The following is an 18,577-nucleotide window of genomic DNA, read 5'->3' on the forward strand; positions in this document are numbered from 1 at the left end:
ACCTACCAGGAGTTATTCATGCTGAGTCTTCACACCAACGCTGCGGCCCTTTCCGCACAAAACTCGATCTCCCGCACGCAGGACAACCTGTCCACGTCGATGACCCGTCTGAGCACCGGCTTCCGCATCAACTCGGCAATGGATGACGCTGCAGGCCTGCAGATCGCAACCCGCCTGAAAGCCCAGACCAGCGGCATGGCCGTGGCAATGCGCAACACCCAGAATTCGGTGTCGATGATGCAGACCGCCGAAGGCGCGCTGGACGAAACCACCAACATCCTGGTCCGCATGAAAGATCTGGCCACCCAGGGCGCCGACGGCTCCTCGACCGACGCCGACCGTACCGCGATGCAAGCCGAGTTCGACTCGCTGAGCAACGAACTGAGCAACATCTTCGGCAACACCAAATTCGGTGGCACCGCGCTGTTCAACAGCACCGGCGGCAAGCTGACCGCAGCAATCACCTTCCAGATCGGCGCAGACCAGTCCGAAACCATGTCTGCCGACTTCACCACCGAACTGACCGCAGCGACGACCGACATCGGCCTGGGCGCAACCCAGTTCAGCGCCGCCGGCACCGCATCGACCACCGCCGGTACCGAAGTCATCACCGACACCGCCGCCAACGGCGCCATCGGCAAGCTGACCACCGCGATCGACTCCGTCGCTACCCTGCGCTCGAAACTGGGTGCCGTGTCGAACCGTCTGGACCACGTCTACAACAACTTGGCCAACATCTCGACCAACACCAAGACCGCAACCGGCCGCATCATGGACGTGGACTTCGCTTCGGAATCCGCTTCGATGACCTCGAGCCAGATGCTGCTGCAAGCCGGCACCGCAATGCTGAAGCAAAGCAACAGCCAGTCCTCGCTGGTTCTGTCCCTGCTGCAATAATAGCCAGGGCATCCCGGGCGCCCGCGCGCCCGGGAGCACAAGAGCCAACCGGACTGCCGGTTGGCTTTTTTCGTTTAAGGTCAGTGTAAAATCGCTTTATGGCTATAGACCGACTCAATCCGATCAGCTCCTCGCTCAACATCCCCGACCGGGTGGCGCGCGAGCAGCCGGGCCAGCCCCAGCCCATCCCGCCAGTGGCCAACGTGCCCGGCGAGGAGGCCAGCTTCTCGCTGCCGCCGGGACTGCCCCAGGCGCTGAGCGGGGTGGCCGATGCGCAAGAGGCCCTGCTGGCCCAGCAGGGGCTGAAGTCGCTCGCCAACGCGGTGCACGCGCAGGCGGCCAGTCTGGCCGACCCGGCCGCGCTGCGCCCGGACCAATTGCAAATGTCGCGCCAGCTGGTCTGGCAGCAGCCGGACGCCAATACCATGGCCATGTCGTGGGCGGTGATGGTGCGCACCTACGGCGAGCAGCGCGCCGCGCTGATGGAGCAGGCCCATGGCCGCCACCTGCCGTCGGGCCTGTTCATGACCGAGCACGGCCAGTCCGCCATGCGCGAAGGCCGCGTCACGCCGCAAATGCTCAGCGAACTGGAGTCCTGGCGCTTCGCGGTGTATGCCTGGGGGGCGGAAAAGCTGGTGCTGCGGGTGGTGTCGCGCGACCCCGGCCAGCAGGACGAGCCGCGCCGCCGCCGCGCGCGGGTGGCGATCCGGCTGGAACTCCACATCGACGGCATGGGCAAGGTGCTGGTGCAGATGGAGCCGGCCGGCGACGGCGTGGTGCTGGAAATCGGCGCCAACCAGAACGCCACCATGCAGTTCATGCGCGCCATGCTGCCGGAACTGGCCGCCATCGTCAGCCGCAACGGCCTGTCGCTGGTGCGCTGCCACCTGATGCGCGAGCTGGCGCCGGTGCGCGATGAATACAACAATCCGACCCGGGTCCAGACCGCCATGCTGACCCAGGCCATCTTCAAGGCCATGGCCGAAACCGCCGTGCTGCTGTCGCGGCCGCAGCAGCCGGCCGACCTGTTCTCCGAGTCGGCCTGAGCCTGAAAGCCGGCGGCGGTCCCCGGGCCAGGCCCCGGGGTTCAGCCCACCGTGCCGATGATGCTCACTTCGCGGTTTTCCGGCACTTCATTGTAGGACAGCACGTTCAGCCCCGGCGCGAACAGGCGCGCATAGCGCGCCAGCAGCGGCCGGATCTGCGGCAGCACCAGCAGCAGCGGCGGCGTGGCCTGCTGCTTCATCTGCTCGCGCGCGACCGGCATATTGACCTGCAGCTGCGCCAGCAGGTGCGGATCGATCGGATAGTTGTCCAGCACCACCTTGCCGCTCTGGCGCGCCTGGTTGAGCGAACCGAGCAGCATGTTCTCCAGCTCGCCGCCCAGGTTGAAGGCCAGCATCTCGGCCTTCTGGCCGAACAGGCCGGTGACAATCTGGCGCCGCAGCGCGCAGCGCACCTCGGCCGCCAGCAGGATGGGGTCCTTGGTGGTTTCCGAACTGTCCAGCAAGGTGGTGGCGATCGGCACGATGTCCTTCAGCGACACGTTCTCGGCCAGCAGCACGCGGAACACGCGCAGCAGCTGGGTGTGCGTGAGCGCCTTGTCCAGCGAGGCCGCCAGCTTGGGCGACAGCGCGCCCAGCCGCTCCAGGATGGCCGGCACGTCCTCGTGGCGGAACAGCTCGGGCAGGTATTCGCGGATCAGCTTGGAGACGTGGGTGGCGATGGCGCTGGGCGCCTCCACCACCTGGTAGCCCAGCCCCAGCGCATTGGCCTTCTCGCCGCTCTCGATCCAGATCACCGGCATGCCGTAGGCCGGCTCTACGCCGGGAATGCCGTCCAGCTTGCCGTACACGGTGGGCGACGGGATCGCCATCAGGCGGTCGGCGAACACCTCGGCCTGCGCCACCACGCTGCCGCTGAGCACCACCGCGTACTGCGACGGCTTCAGCCCCAGGTCGTCGCGCACGGCCACCGGCGGCAGCACCATGCCCATGGCTTCGGACAGGCTTTGCCGCACGCCGCGGATGCGCTTGGTCAGCGGCTCGCCGTGCGCCTTGTCGATCAGGCCCACCAGCTTGTAACCCAGGGTCAGCTGCAGCGGCTGCACCGCAGGCAGGCTCTGCCACTCCAGCTCGGGCGCCTTCTCCTCGCGCAGCGCGGCCTCGATGGCCTTGATGGCGCTGGTGTCGGGCGCCTTGACCTTGCCGCTCAGGCGCCAGGCCACATAGCCCAGCACGGCGGCGAAAGTCAGGAACATCAGCCACGGCATGCCCGGCACCACGGCCAGGATGGCCATCAGGCCGGCCGCGCCGCCGATCACGCTGGGCGAAGTCAGCAGCTGGTTCTTGACGGTGTCTTCGAAGTCGCCCGAATCGCTGATGCGGGTCACCAGGATGGCCGAGGCGGCCGACAGCAGCAGCGCCGGGATCTGCGCCACCAGGCCGTCGCCGATGGTCAGCAGCGCGTACTGGCGGAACGCGTCGCCGAACGACATGTTCTGCATCAGCGCGCCGATCGCCACGCCGCCCACCATGTTGATGATCAGGATCAGGATCGAGGCCACGGCGTCGCCGCGCACGAACTTGGAGGCGCCGTCCATGGCGCCGTAGAAGTCGGCCTCGTTGGCCACGTCCTTGCGGCGCAGCTGGGCCTGTTCCTGGTTGATCAGGCCGGCGTTCAGGTCGGCGTCGATGGCCATCTGCTTGCCCGGCAAGGCGTCCAGCGTGAAGCGCGCCGACACTTCGGAAATCCGCTCGGCGCCCTTGGTCACCACGATGAAGTTGATGATCATCAGGATCACGAACACCACCAGGCCGACCACGAAGTTGCCGCCGATGACCACATTGCCGAAGGCCTCGATCACGCGGCCGGCCGCGTGCGTGCCCTCGTGGCCGTGCAGCAGCACCACCCGGGTCGATGCCACGTTCAGCGTCAGCCGCATCAGCGTGGTGGCCAGGATCACCGTCGGGAACACCGAGAAGTCCAGCGGCCGCTTGGCCGACACGCTGACCAGGATCACGATCAGCGCCAGTACGATATTGAAAGTGAACAGCACATCCAGCAGGATGGGCGGCAGCGGCAGGATGATCATCCCGAGGATGGCCATCACGAACAGCGGCGTGGCGAACTTGTGGCGGCGCAGCTCGGCGACGATACGGTTCAGGAAATTCATCAGGGTCTTACCTCACTCATGGAAGATGGCACATCGACGTCAACCGGCAAGCCGGGCTCGGCGTTGCGGCGGCCGGCGCGGAAGGCCTTGATCTGCAGTACGTAGTTCAGCACTTGCGACACGGCCTGGTACAGCTGCACCGGGATCTGCTGGTTGACCTGGCTGGTATTGTAAATGGCCCGCGCCAGCGGCGGCAGGGGCAAAACTTCAATCTGGTGTTCCTGCGCGATCTGGCGGATGAACAGCGCCATTTCATCGACGCCCTTGGCCAGCACATAGGGCGCCTCGGCGCGCTGCTCGTCGTACTTGAGCGCCACCGCGTAGTGCTCGGGGTTGACGATCACCACGTCGGCATTGGGCACGGTCTTGCGCGCGGCGCGCTGGGCCAGCGCGCGCTGCAGCTGGCGCACCCGCTGGCGCACTTCGGGCCGGCCTTCGCTGCTCTTGTATTCTTCCTTCAGGTCCTGTTTGCTCATGCGCTGGTTCTTGGCGAAGAAGAAGGCCTGCGCCGGCACGTCGACAATGGCGAACAGCACGAACACCGACACCAGCGCCATCAGCCCGTCCAGCATCAGCGCCGCACCGTTGACCAGCGCCTCGTTGAGCGGCATGCCCTGCAGCCGCGTGTAGTCGCGCACGCTGGAGGTGCCCACGTGCACCAGCACCCAGATCAGCACGCCGGACTTGGCCAGCGACAGGCCGAACTCGAACGCGTGCTTGCCGGAAAACAGCCGGCCCAGGTTGGTCACCGGGGAAAAGCGCTCCAGCTTGGGTGCCCAGTGCTTGCTGGTAAACACCCAGCCGCCCGGGATCAGGCCGCCCAGCACGATGGCCAGCGGCACGGCGAACAGCGGCAGCACCATCTTGATGAGCAGCCACATGGCCGTCATGAAGATGGTCGACAGGGTGTTGTCCATGGCGCCCTCGCTATCGTACTGGGCGAAGCTCTGCTGGAACAGCTCGCGAAAGTCGGTCAGGTAGGACGGCAGCAGCCAGACGAACAGCTTCAGCGTGACCAGGATGCCGAGCGCGGTGGCCAGGTCGCGCGAACGCACCACCTGCCCCTCCTCGCGCGACTTCTTCAGCTTCTGCTGTGAAGCCTTTTCCGACTTGTCGCCGGTGCTGCTCTCAGCCATGGGCCACCTGCATCTGCTGCCGTATCATTTCCAGCACCCGGCCGGTCATGCGGATATAGTGCTCCGGAATGAAACGCACCACCTGGCCCAGCATCAGCAGGCCGAAGATGGTGATCACCGAAAAACCCAGCGCGAACAGGTTGAGCGTGGGCGCGACCCGGTTCAGGAAGCCGAAACCGATCTGCACCACCATGGTGGCGAACACGATGGGAATGGCCAGCAGCATGGCGGCGGCGAAGATCCAGGCCACGTTCCAGGCCACCGTCTGCAGCAGCAGCGGATGGTAGCCGCCGCCCAGCGGCCAGGCCTGGAAGCTGCCGCCGATCACGCCGGCGATCACCAGGTGGCCGTCGATGGCGAAAAACACGATGATCACCAGCATCGACAGCAGCGCCGACACCACGTCCGACGACTGGCCGTTGACCGGGTCGTTCATCACCGCCATCGAAAAGCCGATCTGGCTCGACACCACGTAACCCAGCACCATCATCACCGACACGCTGAAATGGAAGGCCAGTCCCAGCACGCCGCCGATCACGGCCTGCTCCAGCGTGGCCACCGCGCCCTGGATGGAAATCGGGTCGATCGCCAGCGCGTTCTGGGTCAGCGGCAGCATCAGGATGGACAGCACCAGCGCGGTCAGGATGCGCACCGTCACCGGCACCATGGCCTCGCCCAGCACCGGCGCCGCGCTCAGCATGGCCAGCACGCGCACGAAGGGCCACCACCAGGCATTGAGCAGCGGCAGCAACTGGGCCAGTACGGATTCCATCGCCGCCCGCCCTACCCTACCAGTGTGGCGGCGCGGGTGAAGATGGACACGCAATAGTCCATCAGGTAGCCGGCCATCCAGCGCCCGGCCAGGATCAGCGCCAGCAGCGTGACCAGCAGGCGCGGCAGGAAGCTCAGCGTCTGTTCATTGATCTGGGTGGCCGCCTGCACCAGGGCCACCAGCAGGCCCATGATCAGGCCGGGCACCACCAGCACCAGCACCAGCAGCATCACCATGTGCAGCGATTCGACAATCAGGTCGACCGCGATGTCGGGCGTCAGCATCGCTAATACGCCTGGATGCTCGTGACGAGCGTGTTGACCGTCAGGGTCCAGCCGTCCACCAGCACGAACAGCAGCAGCTTGAACGGCAGCGAAATGACCAGCGGCGAGAGCATCATCATACCCATGGCCATCAGCACCGACGACACCACCAGGTCGATGATGAGGAAAGGAATGAACAGCAGGCAGCCGATCTGGAACGCGGTCTTCAGCTCGGACAGCACGAAGGCGGCCAGCTTGACGGTGAAGGCGTGGTCGGCCGGCTTGGCCACATTGTCCTCGCCGGCCAGGTGGGCGATCTGCTTGAGCGCGGACTTGCTGGTCTGGGCCAGCATGAAGCGCGAAATCGGCTGCTCGGCGATCTTCAGCGCCTGCTGCAGGCCGATCTTGTCCTGGTCGTAGGGCACGAAGGCGTCTTGCCACACCTGGTCGCCGATCGGGCGCATCACCAGCAGCGTGAGGATCAGCGCCACCCCGGTGATGACGCGGTTGGGCAAGCCCTGCTGCAGGCCCAGGGCCTGGCGCAGCAGCGACAGCACGATGACAAAGCGGGTGAAACTGGTCATCATCATGACCATGATGGGCAGCAAGCCCAGCAAGGTCATGATGATCAGGATCTGGGTCTTGACCGTCAGTTCGGTCTTGGCGCCGGGCACCACGTTGGCCAGCAGGTCGACCGCGTGGGCTGGCGCGCTCGCCAGCAGGGACAGGACCAGGGCCGCCACGCCGGCGGCAGCGAGCGTCCTGCGGTCAGCCAGGGTCATGGCGTCATCATGTCGAGGTTCAGGCCGTCCAGGTCGATCACCTTCAAACCATAGTTTTCGCCCGCCACCACCACTTCGGCGCGGCCGATGGCGGTGCCGTTGACCTTGATGACCAGCGGTTCGCCGGCCAGCACGTCGAGCTCGACCACGCTGTCCGGGCCGATCGCCATCAGGTCCTGCAGCGAGATGCGGGCCGAGCCCACTTCCAGGGTCAGCGTGACCGGGATCTTGCGCATCATCTGCGGCAAGTCGCGGCGCCCGCCGCCGCTGCGCGCCGGCGCCACATCGGCCAGGTCGTTGCTGACCTGGTCGATGATCATTTCTTCCGACAAGTCCTCCAGCAGCGCGTCGCTGGTGCTGTTTGCGTTGATGTTCATCATGGATTTACTCGACATCTTCAAAAGAGGTTAAACAGAGTTTGCCCTTGTGCTCGCTCACGGCGGCCGTGAACAGGCGCGAATCGTCGAGCAGGACCTCGGCCCGGTGCATGCTGATGGGGATCACGTCGCCGATGCGCAAGTCGAACAGGTTGCCCAGTTCCATTTCCTTGCTCACCAGGCGGCCCTGCAGGCCCACCTGCAGGCGCGCGCCCAGCGGCGCCTGGTTGCGGCCGGCGCGCCGCACCGGGTCGCGCTCGGGCTGCAGGCCGCGCAATACGCTGGCCATCAAAGGCTTGTCGAGGGCAAACAGGAAGCGGCCGCTGAGCGGCTGCCCGCCCTCGCTGTCGGGATCGCTCACCGTCACGCTGATGACCCAGCCGCCCTTGGCCGGCAAGCCGGCGCCGGCAGGCTTGAAGCCCTCGTCCTCGGCGCCTGCCGCCGCGGCAGGCAGGTTCGATTCGATGCGGCTGGCCAGGGTGCCGGCCAGCTGCTGGCCCAGCAGCACGGCCAGGCGCTCCTCGGTGGCGGTCACCTTGACGGCGCTGTCGTCGGCCGCGGCATTGCTCTTGGCCTTGCCGTAGCGGTAGTTCAGCACCGCCAGCAGCACCTTGCGCTCGAGCGAAAAGGCGATCTGGCCGGCCGGCGCCGAGAAATTGGTCCAGCGCAGCGTGTTCTCTTCGCCGGCCAGGCGGGAAAAGGCCACGCTGTCGACCTGGAATGTGCCCCAGTAGCGGCGGTTCACGTTCAGCCGCATGGCCTGGGCCAGGTCTTCCTTCAACTGGGCGGCAAACGCAGGCAGCCGGTGCACCGGCCTGCCCAGCAGGCAGGGATCCAGAACTTGGTGTTGCGCGGTCTGTTTTATGATGGTCATTTCAGTGGTTTGGTCGGTACGCTGTGAGTGCGCTGGCGATACGCCGATTGTTGCACAACCGCATGCCATATCCTAGCTTAAAAAGCGTCCGGATAGCTAGGGCGTTCTGGTCCGCGCCGCGGAGCCGAAGCTTACAACAATTCCCCTGTTATTGCTACGCATCAATAAAGTGCGGATAAAACGTTTTCTCCCTCTGGGGGCTTTACAGGGAAGTTGCCAGCGGGTAAGCTTATTCGTAGCATGACGGCGTTGCAGCCGCGACGCAACAAAAACCCGCCAAAGTGATGCTTAGTGCATGATTAAAAAGGAAATTCTGTCGTTTTCCTGCGCCACCGGGCGCTCCTTCGGCGGCTTTTTTGTTGTTTCGGTGCACGTCGATACGCCGAACTAATTTCCAGCATGTATCATTCCCCTGAGTCCGCTTTGAGACGCGTCGCAACCGGCGGTTTGCGCCGGGCACTGTCTGAATATGGCCGGCATGGGGCTGTGGTAGCCATGTGTGAGCAACGTTGCAATTAAGTGGAGGTTTCATGGCTAATGAATTTGCCAGCCTGATCCAGGCGGATCTGGCTTCCCTGACGAACGCCGCGGCGGACCTGTCGTCCAGCGCCATTGCGCCGGCGGCGCAGTTCGGCGCGCTGGCCGGCCAGGCCGGCAATGCGTCTTTCTCGTTTGCCCAGTCGATGCGCGACGCGGTGACCCGCGTCAACAACGACGACGCGATGGCGGCCCAGAAAATGGCCGATGTCGACGCCGGCCGCAGCGACGACCTGGTCGGTGCCATGCTGTCCAGCCAGGAAGCCAGCCTGTCGTTCTCGATGCTGATGCAAGTGCGCAACAAGGTCATGGGCGCGGTCGATGAACTGATCAAACTGCCGCTTTGACCGCAGCAGCAACCACCGCCATCTTTACCGCTGACATGCAGCGTACCAACGCCGGCCCGCGCCGGCTGCAGTTCCCCGTTCCGGCTTCAACCTTTCCACGCGAAAGTTCACAGTGATCAACACCATCAAGTCCGCCTTCGGGCGCTGGCGCTCCGGCGACGGCGCAACTCCCGCCGTCCCCCCAGCCTTGCTCAAAAACCTTACTCCCATCTTGCTACTGGCAGTCGGCGTGACGGCGCTGGTGCTGATGGTGCTGTGGAAAGACCAGTCGGCCTACAAGCCGGTGTTCGGCGCGCGCGAAAAAGTGGTGGCGGCCGACATGATGACGGTGCTGGACGGCGAGCAGATCCCCTACCGCGTGCATCCGGACAGCGGCCAGGTGCTGGTGCCCGAGTCCATGCTGGGCAAGGTGCGCATGCTGCTGGCCTCGAAAGGCGTGACGGCCCAGCTGCCGGCCGGCCTGGAGCTGATGGACAAGAACGATCCGCTGGGCGTGTCCCAGTTCGTGCAGGACGTGCGCTTCCGGCGCGGCCTGGAGGGCGAACTGGCGCAATCGATCATGACGCTGGACGCGATCGCCTCGGCGCGCGTGCACCTGTCGATCGCCAAGTCGACCTCCTTCGTCACCAGCGACGGCGACAAGTCGTCGGCCTCGGTGGTGATCGCCACCAAGCCGGGCCAGAAACTGTCGCCGGAAACCATCGCCGCCGTGGTCAACATGGTGGCCGGCAGCGTGGCCAGCCTGAACCCGGCGCGCGTCAGCCTGGTCGACCAGGCCGGCAACCTGCTGTCCTCGCACGTGGACCTGGCCGACGGCTTCGACTCCTCGGCCGCCACCAATGAGAACGGCAAGCGCTTGCAGGACGATATCCGCAACAACATCCGCGGCCTGCTCGGCCCCATCGTCGGCGAGGACAATTTCCGCCTCAGCGTGACGGCTGCCGTGAACAACAACAAGGTCGAAGAAACGGTCGAGAAGTACGGCGAGACGCCGAAAGTGACCAGCGAGGCCATGCGCGAAGAGCAGGACCGCAACCGCCTCGTGATGGGCGTGCCCGGCACCCTGTCGAACCGCCCGCCGGCGGCCGAGGCGCCCAAGACCAACCCGGCCGACCCCAACCAGCAGCCGGACGGCTCGGCGCGCAAGAACGCCACCACCCGCCAGTACGCCTATGACCGCAGCATCGTGCAAACCAAGCACGCGCGCGGCACGCTGGAAAAGCAGAGCATTGCCGTGGTGCTGGCGCAGGCCGCCGCGCCGTTCCCGAAAACCGGCTGGACCCCGGCCGAGCTGGCCAATATCGACAAGGTGCTGCGCAACGGTCTGGGCATCAACGAAGCGCGCGGCGACACGCTGATGGTCACCGCCATGAACTTCCCGGCCAAGGCGCCGGTGGTGCCGTGGTGGCAGGAACGCGACACCGTGGTCGACTTCAGCTCCTGGCTGAGCTACGCGGTGGGCGCCATCCTGGCCTACTTCCTGCTGCTGCGTCCGCTGCTGCGCCTGGTCACGGCCCGCTTCGCGCCGCCGGCGCCGGCCCCGGTGGCCCTGCGCGGCGCCGCGGCGCGCGCCGGCAGCGCCGAAGCGAACGTGGTGGGCGGCCATGCGCCGGGCGACAAGGCCGCCGCCGGCGCCCCTGCCCTCGGCTCGCCGGAGGCGGCGCAGGACAGCGCCGCCGCGCAGCTGGAAGAGCGCGCCGCCAAACCGGGCATGCCGGTGGTGCCGCTGCTGGAGAACTACGACCTGCCGCCGACCGGTTCCTCGGTCGACGTGATGGTCGATCACCTGAAGATCCTGGCCGAAAAAGAGCCGGAACGCGTAGCCGAAGTCGTCAAACAATGGATGCAGAAAAATGGCCGAACTCAATAACGATATGCCCGATGGTTCGGGCCTGACCCCGGTCGAACAGGCCGCCATCGTGCTGCTGAGCATAGGCGAGGAGCCGGCCGCGGCCGTGCTGCGCTGCCTGTCGCGCGAGGAGCTGCTGGAAGTGACGCAGGTGATGTCGCGCATGAGCGGCATCAAGGTCGAAGCGGTCAAGTCCGCCATGCAGTCCTTCTTCGACGACTACCGCGAGCAGTCCGGCGTGCACGGCGCCTCGCGCGCCTACCTGAAGCGCTCGCTGGACCTGGCACTGGGCAACGACATCGCGAACACCGTGCTCAACAATATCTACGGCGACGAGCTGCGCCCGAAAATGGCGCGCCTGCAGTGGGCCTCGGCCAAGTGGCTGGCCGAGTACATCGCCAACGAGCACGTGCAGATGCAGGCCGTGTTCCTGGCCTTCCTGCCGCCCGCGCTGGCCGGCCAGATCATCGACGCGCTGCCGCTCGAAGGGCGCGACCTGGTGCTGCTGAACCTGGCGCGCCTGGACGAGATCGACCGCGAGCTGCTGCAGGAACTGGACGAGCTGGTCGACCGCTGCCTGGGCAGCTTCGACTCGCAAAGCACCAGCGTCGAAGGCATCCGCCAGACCGCCGAGATCCTCAACCGCCTGCCCGGCAACCGCGCCCAGATCGTCGAGCTGCTGCGCGCGCACGACCCGGAAGTGGTGAACCAGATCGAACTGTCGATGTACGACTTCCTGATCCTGTCGACCCAGACCGAAGCGACCCTGTCGCGCCTGATCGAGGAAGTGCCGCTGGAGCAGTGGGCCATCGCGCTCAAGGGCGCCGAGCTGGCGATCCGCGACGCGATCCTGAAGACCATGCCGAAACGCCAGGCGCAAGCCTTCGAGGACATGATGCGGCGCGCCGGCCCGGTGCCGATGTCGCGCATCGAACAGACCCGCCAGGAAATCATGGCCACCGTCAAGGCGCTGGCCGACGCCGGCGAAGTCGAAGTGCAGCTGTTTGCCGAAACGGTGGTGGAATGATGAAGCAGTTCCGCCCCTACCGCTTCCCGCCCCTGTCGCAGTTCGCCCCGCCGCCGAGCCGCAACGGCAGCCCGGGCATGACCACCGACAGCGCCCAGTGGCAAGCCTCCGTCAGCGAAGGCTTCGAGCAGGGCCAGCGCGACGGCTACGAGATCGGCCTGCAGCGCGGCCAGGAGGACGGCTTCGAGGCCGGCCGCAACGCCGGCTTCGAGCAGGGCCGCGAGGAAGGCCGCAATGAAACCCTGGTCGGCTTCGACACCATGGCGCGCCCGGTGGAAGCCATGCTCAAGGGCCTGAAGAAACTGCGCGCCGACTACCGCGCGGCGCAGCGCAAGGAAGTGGTGGACCTGGTGGCCAAGGTGGCGCGCTCGGTGATCCGCGCCGAGCTGGCGCTGCAGCCGGTACAGATCATGGCCCTGGTCGACGAGACGCTGGCCTCGATGCCGCCGACCCGCGAGGACATCGACGTCTACCTGAACCCGGAAGAGCTGAAGCGCATTGCCGACCTCGATCCGAAGCGCACCAAGCGCTGGAACCTGATCCCCGACCCGCGCCTGGACATCGGCGAATGCCGCATCCGCGCCGGCGACAACGAAGTCGATGCCGGGTGTCATCAACGTCTTGCTGCCGTCATGGAACAGGTCGATAATCAACTGCAGGCCGCCGACAGCGGCGACGAGTCCGAGAGCGAAGAATGATAGCCGATGCCTTGCGCAAGCTGGAGCTGGACGCGGTCCCCATGGCCACCCCGACCGGGCGCCTGGTGGGCGCCTCCGGCCTGCTGCTGGAAGCCATGGGGTGCCCGCTGCACACCGGCCAGCGTTGCCAGATCGAGACCGTCAACGGCGACTGGCTGGACGCGCAGGTGGTCGGTTTCCGCGACAAGCTTTCATTCCTGATGCCGTTCAAGAAGGCGGTCGGCCTGACCACCGGCGCGCGCGTCATGCCCTCGCCGGAAAAAGTGAGCCTGAGCATCGGCCCCGGCTGGCTGGGCCGCATGGTCAACGGCCTGGGCGAGCCGATCGACGGACTGGGCAAGCTGGGCGGCGATTTCCCGCTCGACTACACCCCGCCGCGCGTGCATCCGCTGCGCAAGAAGCCGGTCACCGAGCCGCTCGATGTGGGCGTGCGCGCCATCAATTCCATGCTGACCCTGGGCAAGGGCCAGCGCGTCGGCCTGATGGCCGGCTCCGGCGTCGGCAAGTCGGTGCTGCTGGGCATGCTCACCCGCCAGACCGTGGCCGACGTGGTGGTGGTCGGCCTGATCGGCGAGCGTTCGCGCGAAGTGCGCGAGTTCGTCGACATGTCGCTCGGCCCGGAAGGGCTGCGCAAGGCGGTGCTGGTGATCGCCCCGGCCGACGAATCGCCGCTGATGCGCATCATGGCCACCGAACTGTGCCATTCGATCGCCGCGCACTACCGCGACCAGGGCAAGAACGTGCTGCTGCTGGTGGACTCGCTGACGCGCTACGCGATGGCGCTGCGCGAGCAGGCGCTGGCGCTGGGCGAGCCGCCGGCCACCAAGGGCTATCCGCCGTCGGTGTTCTCGGCCCTGCCGCAGCTGGTGGAATCGGCCGGCAACGGCGAGAACCCGGTCGGCAGCATGAGCGCCATCTACACCGTGCTGGCCGAAGGCGACGACCAGCAAGACCCGGTGGTCGACACCGCGCGCGCCATCCTCGACGGCCACATCGTGCTCACGCGCGAGCTGGCCGAGCGCGGCCATTACCCGGCCATCAACATCGGCGCCTCGATCAGCCGCTGCATGAACCAGGTGATCGGCAAGGAGCATGTGCTGGCCGCGCGCGCGCTGAAGGCGTCGATGGCGCGCCACGACCGGGTGCGCGACCTGATCCCGCTGGGCGCCTATGTGCCCGGGGCCGATCCGGTGACCGACAAGGCGGTCAACCTGCATTCCCATATCGAAGAATTCCTGTGCCAGGGCACCAAGGAGGCGGCGCCCTACACCGCGTGCGTGGAAACCCTTGAAAGGCTGATGGCATGAACAAGACCAAACCGCAGTCCCACATGATACGCAACCTGTCCACCCTGGTGGACCTGCGCTCGAGCGAAGTGACGCGGCTGCAGACGGAAATGGCGGCCAAGGAAACCGTGCGCGAACGCTACCAGAAGAACCTGGAACGGCTCACCGGCCTGTACCAGAACAGCGGCGCCAGCGGCAAGCTGCCGATGGCGCTGGCCTCCAACTGCGGCGACTACAAGCAGGCGGTGATGCAGATGGCCGACAGCCACCGCCTCGACCTGTCCATGCACGAGGCCGACATGGCGGTGTCGCAGCGCGCGCTGACGGCGGCCTACGTCAAGCGCGAAGTGCTGGACCAGGTGCTGCAAAAGAAACAGTTGGCCGAAGTGCACCAGGAACAGGCCAAGGAACGCAAGCAGCATGACGAACTGGCAACGCAACTGTGGTTGCGCAGTCAAAAACCGGGATAAACCATAAAAATTTCATAGGGAAACATTTTCGGTCGCCTGTTAGCACTGTACACTTCCCTCTAATTTCTCTGGAGCACATCATGGCAACCTCAGTCCCTGGCAGCGGCAGCGCCGACTACCCGTCCTACATGGCAGCGCAGCTGGCGACCCGCTACACGGAAGCCACGCAGACCCTGCTGACCGACAAGACCAAGGCGGCGGCCTCGGCCGGCACCGGCATTACCAAGCTGAGCTCGGCCATGAGCACTTTCAGCAGCAGCCTGCTGGCCCTGTCCGGCAAGAAGAGCGTGCTGGCCAACGCCGCCACCCTGAGCGGCGACATCGGCACCGCCAGCGCCGGCCCGGCCGCCGTGGCGGGCACCTACAGCTTCTATGTCGAACAGCTGGCCACGGCCGGCCAGATCGCCTACGGCGGCATCAGCGACACCTCCGCGGCCGGCGCCGGCAGCCTGAACGTGGTGCTGGCCGACGGCACCAACTTCAACGTCAACCTGGTCAACGCCGACAAGAACCTGGACGGCAACCTGACGGCGCAGGAAGTGGCCACCGCCATCAACACCGCGGCCGACAACGACTCCAGCGTGACCGCCTCGACCATGACGGTAAACGGCGCCACCACCCTGGTGCTGACCTCGAACGCGACCGGCGTGGACAAGGCCGCCACCATCGACGCCACCAACGTCGGCGGCGCGCTGCAAGCCATGCTGCAGGACCCCGCCACGCAAACCCAGCTGGTGACCGCGCAGGACGCGGTGGTGTGGGTGGGCGCGCCCGGCGGCGACCCGCAGAACCGCATCCAGCAAGCGTCGAACACCTTCGCCGTGGTCAACGATGTCAAGATGACCTTCACCAAGGCCCAGACCGGCGGCGTGCCGGCCACGCTGACGGTGGCGCCCGACAATGCCGGCACCAAGGCCAATGTGCAAGCCTTCGTGGACGCCTACAACCAGCTCAACAAGGTACTCGACGAGCTGACCTATGTCGGCGACCTGGCCAACAACAAGCCGGCCGGCCCGATGGCCAACGACGCCGGCCTGAAGGCGCTGCGCGCGCGCATGCAGGACATGATGCGCAAGAGCGTGGACGGCGCCAGCCTGCCGGTGTATGGCATCACCGCGCAGCGCGACGGCACGCTGGCCGTCAACGCCGAGCGCCTGGCCAGGAGCATCGCCGCCAATCCGGAAGGCCTGGACAAGATCTTCGGCACCGGCGACATCGGCAACGGCAGCACGCTGCTGGGCGGCCTGGACAAGCAGATGAAGAACTGGACCAACAGCGTGGACGGCTTCATCGGCGAGCGCCGCACCGCCAACGAGCGCCTGCAGGACCGCCTGGTCGACCGCCAGGCCGCGCTCGACAACCTGTTCGACAACTCCTACAAGCGCTATCTGCAGCAATTTACCGCGCTGCAGCAGGTGCAAAACCAGATGGCCCAGAACACCGGCCTGTTCGAAGCGCTGTTCTCGAACAGCAAAGACACGTAACCGCGCACGTAACCCTATCCGAGAATCATGATGAACCAGGACGCCTATAGCAGTTATCACTCCGTCAATCTGGACGCGCAGACCGCGCGCGCCTCGCCGATCGAGCTGGTGCTGGTGCTGACCGACGGCCTGCTGGAAGAGCTGGCGCGCGCGCGCGGCCACGTGGTGGGCAAGCGCTATGAACTGAAGGCCGCCAGCCTGAACAAGTGCACCGAGATCATCAATGGCCTGTCCAGCTCGCTCGACTACGACCAGGGCGGCGAGGTGGTGGCCAACCTGGGCCGCCTGTACGACTACTGCGTGGCGCGCCTGTACCGCGCCGGGGTGGACATGGACCCGTCCATCCTGGACGAGGTGGTCGGCCTGCTGACCACCATCAAGCAAGGCTGGCTCGGCGTGCAGGCCAAAAATGGATAGGCAAGCGCAACTGCTGCAACTGGCACAGAAAATGAGCGCCGCCACCGCCGCCTCGGACTGGACGGCGCTGGGGGCGATCAACAGCCTGATGGCCGCCGCGCTGCCGGCCATGGCCGCGCAAGGGCCGTGGACCCCGGCCGAGCGCGCCGCGCTGGCCGCGCTGCGCCAGCTGCACCTGCAAGCGGAGCACTGCGCCAAGCTGGCCAGCGACCAGCTGGCAGCCAAGCTGGGCGAGCTGCAGGGCCGCAAGGAAGGCTGGGTCGCCTACGCCATGAGCAACCCCGATCACGACAACCTCGACGAATTACGCAACCGCAGCGAAGCTGCCGACACCGGAACCACCGCATGACTATGATTTCCTCTCCCGCGCCCGCCGCGCCCGCCCCTGCCGCGTCGCTGCTCGACAGCGCGCCGCCAGCCGCCGCCGCCCCCGAGGCCGGCGCCGCGCCGTCGGCGCTGCCGCTGTTCGCGCAGCTGCTGGGCCAGACCGAACAGGCCGAGCCGCTCGACGGCGCCGCCGAGGACAGCACCGGCCAGGACGGCAGCGCCGCCGCCGACGCGGCCGGCGCCGCCAATGCGCTGCTGGCGCTGCTGCTGCCGAGCGCCGCCCCGGCCGCCGCGCCCACGGCCGCGCCAGGGACCGCCCCCGGCCAGGCCGGCGTGACCTTGCACACCGGCGCCGCGCTCAATCCGGCCTACGCGCCGGGCGCCTACGCCGCCACCGCCGCCCCCACGGGCGCGCCGGGCGCCGGCCAGCAAGCCTATGCGCCGTCGGCCGCGCCCAGCGCCGCGCCGGCCCCCGCCGCGCTGCCGCCGGCCGCAGGCCAGGCCGGCTACGGCGCCGCCGTGCCGGGCGCCGCGCCAGCCGCCGCGCAGCTGGCGGCCCAGCAAGCGGCGCGCGAAGAACGCGCCGCGTTCGCCACCGCCACCGCCGCCCCAACGGCCGCGCCCAGCGCCAAGCAAACCGCGCCTGCCAGCCAGGCAGCCCCGGCCGCCGCGCAGCCGGCCATCCCGCTGGCCCTGCAGCAAGCGGCCGACCAGCTGCTGCAAGGCCAGCGCCGCGCCAGCGGCCAGCGCGCCGAACTGCCCACCATCAGCGGCGCGGCCCTGGCCGCCGGCGCCGCGCCCGGCGCCGCCATGGCAGCGGCGGCCGGCGACGGCGCCAGCTTCGGCGCCCTCGCCCAGCCGGCTGTGACCGCGGCCGCCGCCCCGCTGGCCGGCGGCGCCCAGCCTGCCCCGGCCGGCGGCAACGCGCTGCGCCTGGCCGGCACGCCGGAACAATGGCAGCAGCCGCTGCGCGAGGCCCTGGGCGACCGTCTCCAGCTGAGCCTGCAGCGCAATAACGAGCACGCGATGATCCGCCTGGAACCGCCCAATATGGGCACGGTCGAGATCTCGATCCGCCACAGCGCCGGCGCGCTGCAGGTGAACCTGTCGGCCAACAACGCCGAAGTGCTGCGCCAGCTCAACAGCATCGGCGACAGCGTGCGCCAGGACCTGTCGCAGCGCAGCGTGGGCGAGGTCGCCGTTACCGTGTCGGCCACGCCGCGCGGCGGCAGCCAGTCCTCGCTGGCCGACGGCGGCGCCGGCCGCCAGCAGGGCCAGGAACAGCAGCAGCGCGCGCCCGGCCGCGCCCTGGGCGACGACGAGCAGGCCGCGCCCACCTTTGCCATGACGACCGAGCGGGAGTAAGAAACAGATGAATAAAAAACTGGTAATTGCCATCGTCGGCGTGCTGCTGCTGGGCAGCGGCGTGGCCGGCGGCGCGGTGTGGTACATGGGCAAGCAGGCTGCCGCCGGCGCCGACGGCAAGACCGTCAAGCACGAGGAACCGAAGGCCGAGACCGAGCCGCCCAAGTACATCACGGTGGACAAGGTGATCGTCATGCTCAAGCGCAGCGAAGGCGAGGCGGTGACGCACTACCTGTCGGCCGACCTGGTGGTGGCCACCACCGCCAAGCAGGAGAAGGAATGCAAGGAGCATCTGCCGCTGTTGCGCAGCGTGGCCGTCAAGGCGCTGTCGGCGCTGCCGATGTCGAAGGCGGCGACCATGTCGATCGACCAGTTCGCCGACGAACTGAACAAGGCTTTCGACGAGACCTACGCCAAGGACAAGCGCGAACGGCCATTCTCGGAAGTGATGATCGGGAAACTGATCCTGGAGTGACACCGTGGATATGAGTGGG

20 protein-coding genes are annotated in these 18,577 nt (G+C 67.0%); 13 read left to right on the forward strand and 7 right to left on the reverse strand.

Features of this window, described 5'->3' with window-relative positions:
- Nucleotides 1–18 precede the first annotated feature (18 nt).
- Both AC6H42_RS24570 and AC6H42_RS24575 read left to right on the forward strand, forming a co-directional pair.
- On the forward strand, nt 19–897 hold the full coding sequence (locus tag AC6H42_RS24570; protein WP_057156991.1) for a flagellin N-terminal helical domain-containing protein: 879 nt from the start codon (nt 19–21) through the stop codon (nt 895–897).
- A 98-nt stretch (nt 898–995) separates the two neighbouring features.
- Nucleotides 996–1,943 carry a flagellar hook-length control protein FliK gene (locus AC6H42_RS24575; protein ID WP_057156990.1) on the forward strand — a complete coding sequence of 316 codons (948 nt, stop codon included), beginning with the start codon at nt 996–998 and terminating at the stop codon, nt 1,941–1,943.
- 41 nt (nt 1,944–1,984) lie between these two features.
- On the opposite strand, the gene AC6H42_RS24580 is transcribed toward AC6H42_RS24575, so the two are convergent.
- The 7 genes from AC6H42_RS24580 to AC6H42_RS24610 are packed head-to-tail and all read right to left on the reverse strand — an operon-like array spanning nt 1,985 to nt 8,276.
- The gene (locus AC6H42_RS24580; RefSeq protein ID WP_057156989.1) at nt 1,985–4,072 is read right to left on the reverse strand and encodes a flagellar biosynthesis protein FlhA; all 2,088 of its coding nucleotides are present in this window, start codon (nt 4,070–4,072) and stop codon (nt 1,985–1,987) included.
- Nucleotides 4,072–5,208, reverse strand: a complete 1,137-nt coding sequence (locus tag AC6H42_RS24585; protein WP_057156988.1) for an EscU/YscU/HrcU family type III secretion system export apparatus switch protein — start codon at nt 5,206–5,208, stop codon at nt 4,072–4,074. Before AC6H42_RS24585 ends, AC6H42_RS24580 begins: the two co-directional genes overlap by 1 nt.
- Nucleotides 5,201–5,980, reverse strand: coding sequence for a flagellar biosynthetic protein FliR (locus tag AC6H42_RS24590; protein WP_057156987.1), 780 nt, complete (start codon nt 5,978–5,980; stop codon nt 5,201–5,203). The genes AC6H42_RS24585 and AC6H42_RS24590 overlap by 8 nt, the downstream gene beginning before the upstream one ends.
- A gap of 11 nt (nt 5,981–5,991) precedes the next feature.
- Entirely contained in the window at nt 5,992–6,264 is a 273-nt protein-coding gene (locus tag AC6H42_RS24595) for a flagellar biosynthetic protein FliQ (protein ID WP_057156986.1), read from the reverse strand.
- Nucleotides 6,265–6,266: 2 nt separating this feature from the next.
- Entirely contained in the window at nt 6,267–7,025 is a 759-nt protein-coding gene (gene fliP / locus AC6H42_RS24600; protein WP_057156985.1) for a flagellar type III secretion system pore protein FliP, read from the reverse strand.
- Complete coding sequence (locus tag AC6H42_RS24605) at nt 7,022–7,405, reverse strand: FliM/FliN family flagellar motor switch protein (protein WP_057156984.1); 384 nt, start codon at nt 7,403–7,405, stop codon at nt 7,022–7,024. Before AC6H42_RS24605 ends, fliP begins: the two co-directional genes overlap by 4 nt.
- 4 nt (nt 7,406–7,409) lie before the next feature.
- Complete coding sequence (locus AC6H42_RS24610) at nt 7,410–8,276, reverse strand: FliM/FliN family flagellar motor switch protein (protein ID WP_229418287.1); 867 nt, start codon at nt 8,274–8,276, stop codon at nt 7,410–7,412.
- A gap of 530 nt (nt 8,277–8,806) precedes the next feature.
- Between AC6H42_RS24610 and fliE the strand changes: the two genes are divergently transcribed.
- The 11 genes from fliE to AC6H42_RS24665 all read left to right on the forward strand — a co-directional run bounded on the left by fliE (nt 8,807) and on the right by AC6H42_RS24665 (nt 18,558).
- Nucleotides 8,807–9,160, forward strand: coding sequence for a flagellar hook-basal body complex protein FliE (gene fliE / locus AC6H42_RS24615; protein WP_497549169.1), 354 nt, complete (start codon nt 8,807–8,809; stop codon nt 9,158–9,160).
- 112 nt (nt 9,161–9,272) lie between these two features.
- On the forward strand, nt 9,273–11,030 hold the full coding sequence (gene fliF, locus AC6H42_RS24620) for a flagellar basal-body MS-ring/collar protein FliF (protein WP_497549170.1): 1,758 nt from the start codon (nt 9,273–9,275) through the stop codon (nt 11,028–11,030).
- Nucleotides 11,014–12,036, forward strand: coding sequence for a flagellar motor switch protein FliG (locus tag AC6H42_RS24625; protein WP_057156981.1), 1,023 nt, complete (start codon nt 11,014–11,016; stop codon nt 12,034–12,036). The genes fliF and AC6H42_RS24625 overlap by 17 nt, the downstream gene beginning before the upstream one ends.
- Nucleotides 12,036–12,734, forward strand: coding sequence for a flagellar assembly protein FliH (gene fliH, locus AC6H42_RS24630; RefSeq protein ID WP_057156980.1), 699 nt, complete (start codon nt 12,036–12,038; stop codon nt 12,732–12,734). The genes AC6H42_RS24625 and fliH overlap by 1 nt, the downstream gene beginning before the upstream one ends.
- Nucleotides 12,731–14,041: a flagellar protein export ATPase FliI gene (fliI, locus tag AC6H42_RS24635; RefSeq protein WP_497549171.1), complete on the forward strand. Its 1,311-nt coding sequence runs from the start codon at nt 12,731–12,733 to the stop codon at nt 14,039–14,041. Before fliH ends, fliI begins: the two co-directional genes overlap by 4 nt.
- Complete coding sequence (fliJ, locus tag AC6H42_RS24640; RefSeq protein ID WP_057156978.1) at nt 14,038–14,490, forward strand: flagellar export protein FliJ; 453 nt, start codon at nt 14,038–14,040, stop codon at nt 14,488–14,490. The genes fliI and fliJ overlap by 4 nt, the downstream gene beginning before the upstream one ends.
- An 80-nt stretch (nt 14,491–14,570) precedes the next feature.
- Entirely contained in the window at nt 14,571–15,974 is a 1,404-nt protein-coding gene (gene fliD, locus AC6H42_RS24645) for a flagellar filament capping protein FliD (RefSeq protein ID WP_057156977.1), read from the forward strand.
- 27 nt (nt 15,975–16,001) lie between these two features.
- Nucleotides 16,002–16,391, forward strand: a complete 390-nt coding sequence (gene fliS / locus AC6H42_RS24650) for a flagellar export chaperone FliS (RefSeq protein ID WP_057156976.1) — start codon at nt 16,002–16,004, stop codon at nt 16,389–16,391.
- Nucleotides 16,392–16,422: 31 nt separating this feature from the next.
- Nucleotides 16,423–16,740: a hypothetical protein gene (locus tag AC6H42_RS24655; protein ID WP_200954031.1), complete on the forward strand. Its 318-nt coding sequence runs from the start codon at nt 16,423–16,425 to the stop codon at nt 16,738–16,740.
- Nucleotides 16,737–18,083 (forward strand): flagellar hook-length control protein FliK, encoded by a 1,347-nt coding sequence (locus tag AC6H42_RS24660; protein WP_497549172.1) that lies wholly within the window; start codon nt 16,737–16,739, stop codon nt 18,081–18,083. Before AC6H42_RS24655 ends, AC6H42_RS24660 begins: the two co-directional genes overlap by 4 nt.
- Nucleotides 18,084–18,090: 7 nt before the next feature.
- The gene (locus tag AC6H42_RS24665) at nt 18,091–18,558 is read left to right on the forward strand and encodes a flagellar basal body-associated FliL family protein (protein ID WP_497549173.1); all 468 of its coding nucleotides are present in this window, start codon (nt 18,091–18,093) and stop codon (nt 18,556–18,558) included.
- The last annotated feature ends 19 nt before the right edge of the window (nt 18,559–18,577 follow it).

The sequence above is a fragment of the Massilia sp. NBRC 108631 genome, from assembly GCF_059704565.1.

Coding starts and splice junctions, on each gene's coding strand:
- AC6H42_RS24575 (WP_057156990.1), top strand. CDS start 996: ATGGCTATAGACCGACTCAATCCGATCAGCTCCTCGCTCAACATCCCC.
- AC6H42_RS24595 (WP_057156986.1), bottom strand. CDS start 6,264: ATGCTGACGCCCGACATCGCGGTCGACCTGATTGTCGAATCGCTGCAC.
- AC6H42_RS24655 (WP_200954031.1), top strand. CDS start 16,423: ATGAGCGCCGCCACCGCCGCCTCGGACTGGACGGCGCTGGGGGCGATC.
- AC6H42_RS24660 (WP_497549172.1), top strand. CDS start 16,737: ATGACTATGATTTCCTCTCCCGCGCCCGCCGCGCCCGCCCCTGCCGCG.
- AC6H42_RS24625 (WP_057156981.1), top strand. CDS start 11,014: ATGGCCGAACTCAATAACGATATGCCCGATGGTTCGGGCCTGACCCCG.
- fliP (WP_057156985.1), bottom strand. CDS start 7,025: ATGACCCTGGCTGACCGCAGGACGCTCGCTGCCGCCGGCGTGGCGGCC.
- fliE (WP_497549169.1), top strand. CDS start 8,807: ATGGCTAATGAATTTGCCAGCCTGATCCAGGCGGATCTGGCTTCCCTG.
- fliD (WP_057156977.1), top strand. CDS start 14,571: ATGGCAACCTCAGTCCCTGGCAGCGGCAGCGCCGACTACCCGTCCTAC.
- AC6H42_RS24590 (WP_057156987.1), bottom strand. CDS start 5,980: ATGGAATCCGTACTGGCCCAGTTGCTGCCGCTGCTCAATGCCTGGTGG.
- fliJ (WP_057156978.1), top strand. CDS start 14,038: ATGAACAAGACCAAACCGCAGTCCCACATGATACGCAACCTGTCCACC.
- fliH (WP_057156980.1), top strand. CDS start 12,036: ATGAAGCAGTTCCGCCCCTACCGCTTCCCGCCCCTGTCGCAGTTCGCC.
- AC6H42_RS24570 (WP_057156991.1), top strand. CDS start 19: ATGCTGAGTCTTCACACCAACGCTGCGGCCCTTTCCGCACAAAACTCG.
- AC6H42_RS24665 (WP_497549173.1), top strand. CDS start 18,091: ATGAATAAAAAACTGGTAATTGCCATCGTCGGCGTGCTGCTGCTGGGC.
- fliS (WP_057156976.1), top strand. CDS start 16,002: ATGATGAACCAGGACGCCTATAGCAGTTATCACTCCGTCAATCTGGAC.
- AC6H42_RS24585 (WP_057156988.1), bottom strand. CDS start 5,208: ATGGCTGAGAGCAGCACCGGCGACAAGTCGGAAAAGGCTTCACAGCAG.
- AC6H42_RS24605 (WP_057156984.1), bottom strand. CDS start 7,405: ATGATGAACATCAACGCAAACAGCACCAGCGACGCGCTGCTGGAGGAC.
- AC6H42_RS24610 (WP_229418287.1), bottom strand. CDS start 8,276: ATGACCATCATAAAACAGACCGCGCAACACCAAGTTCTGGATCCCTGC.
- AC6H42_RS24580 (WP_057156989.1), bottom strand. CDS start 4,072: ATGAATTTCCTGAACCGTATCGTCGCCGAGCTGCGCCGCCACAAGTTC.
- fliI (WP_497549171.1), top strand. CDS start 12,731: ATGATAGCCGATGCCTTGCGCAAGCTGGAGCTGGACGCGGTCCCCATG.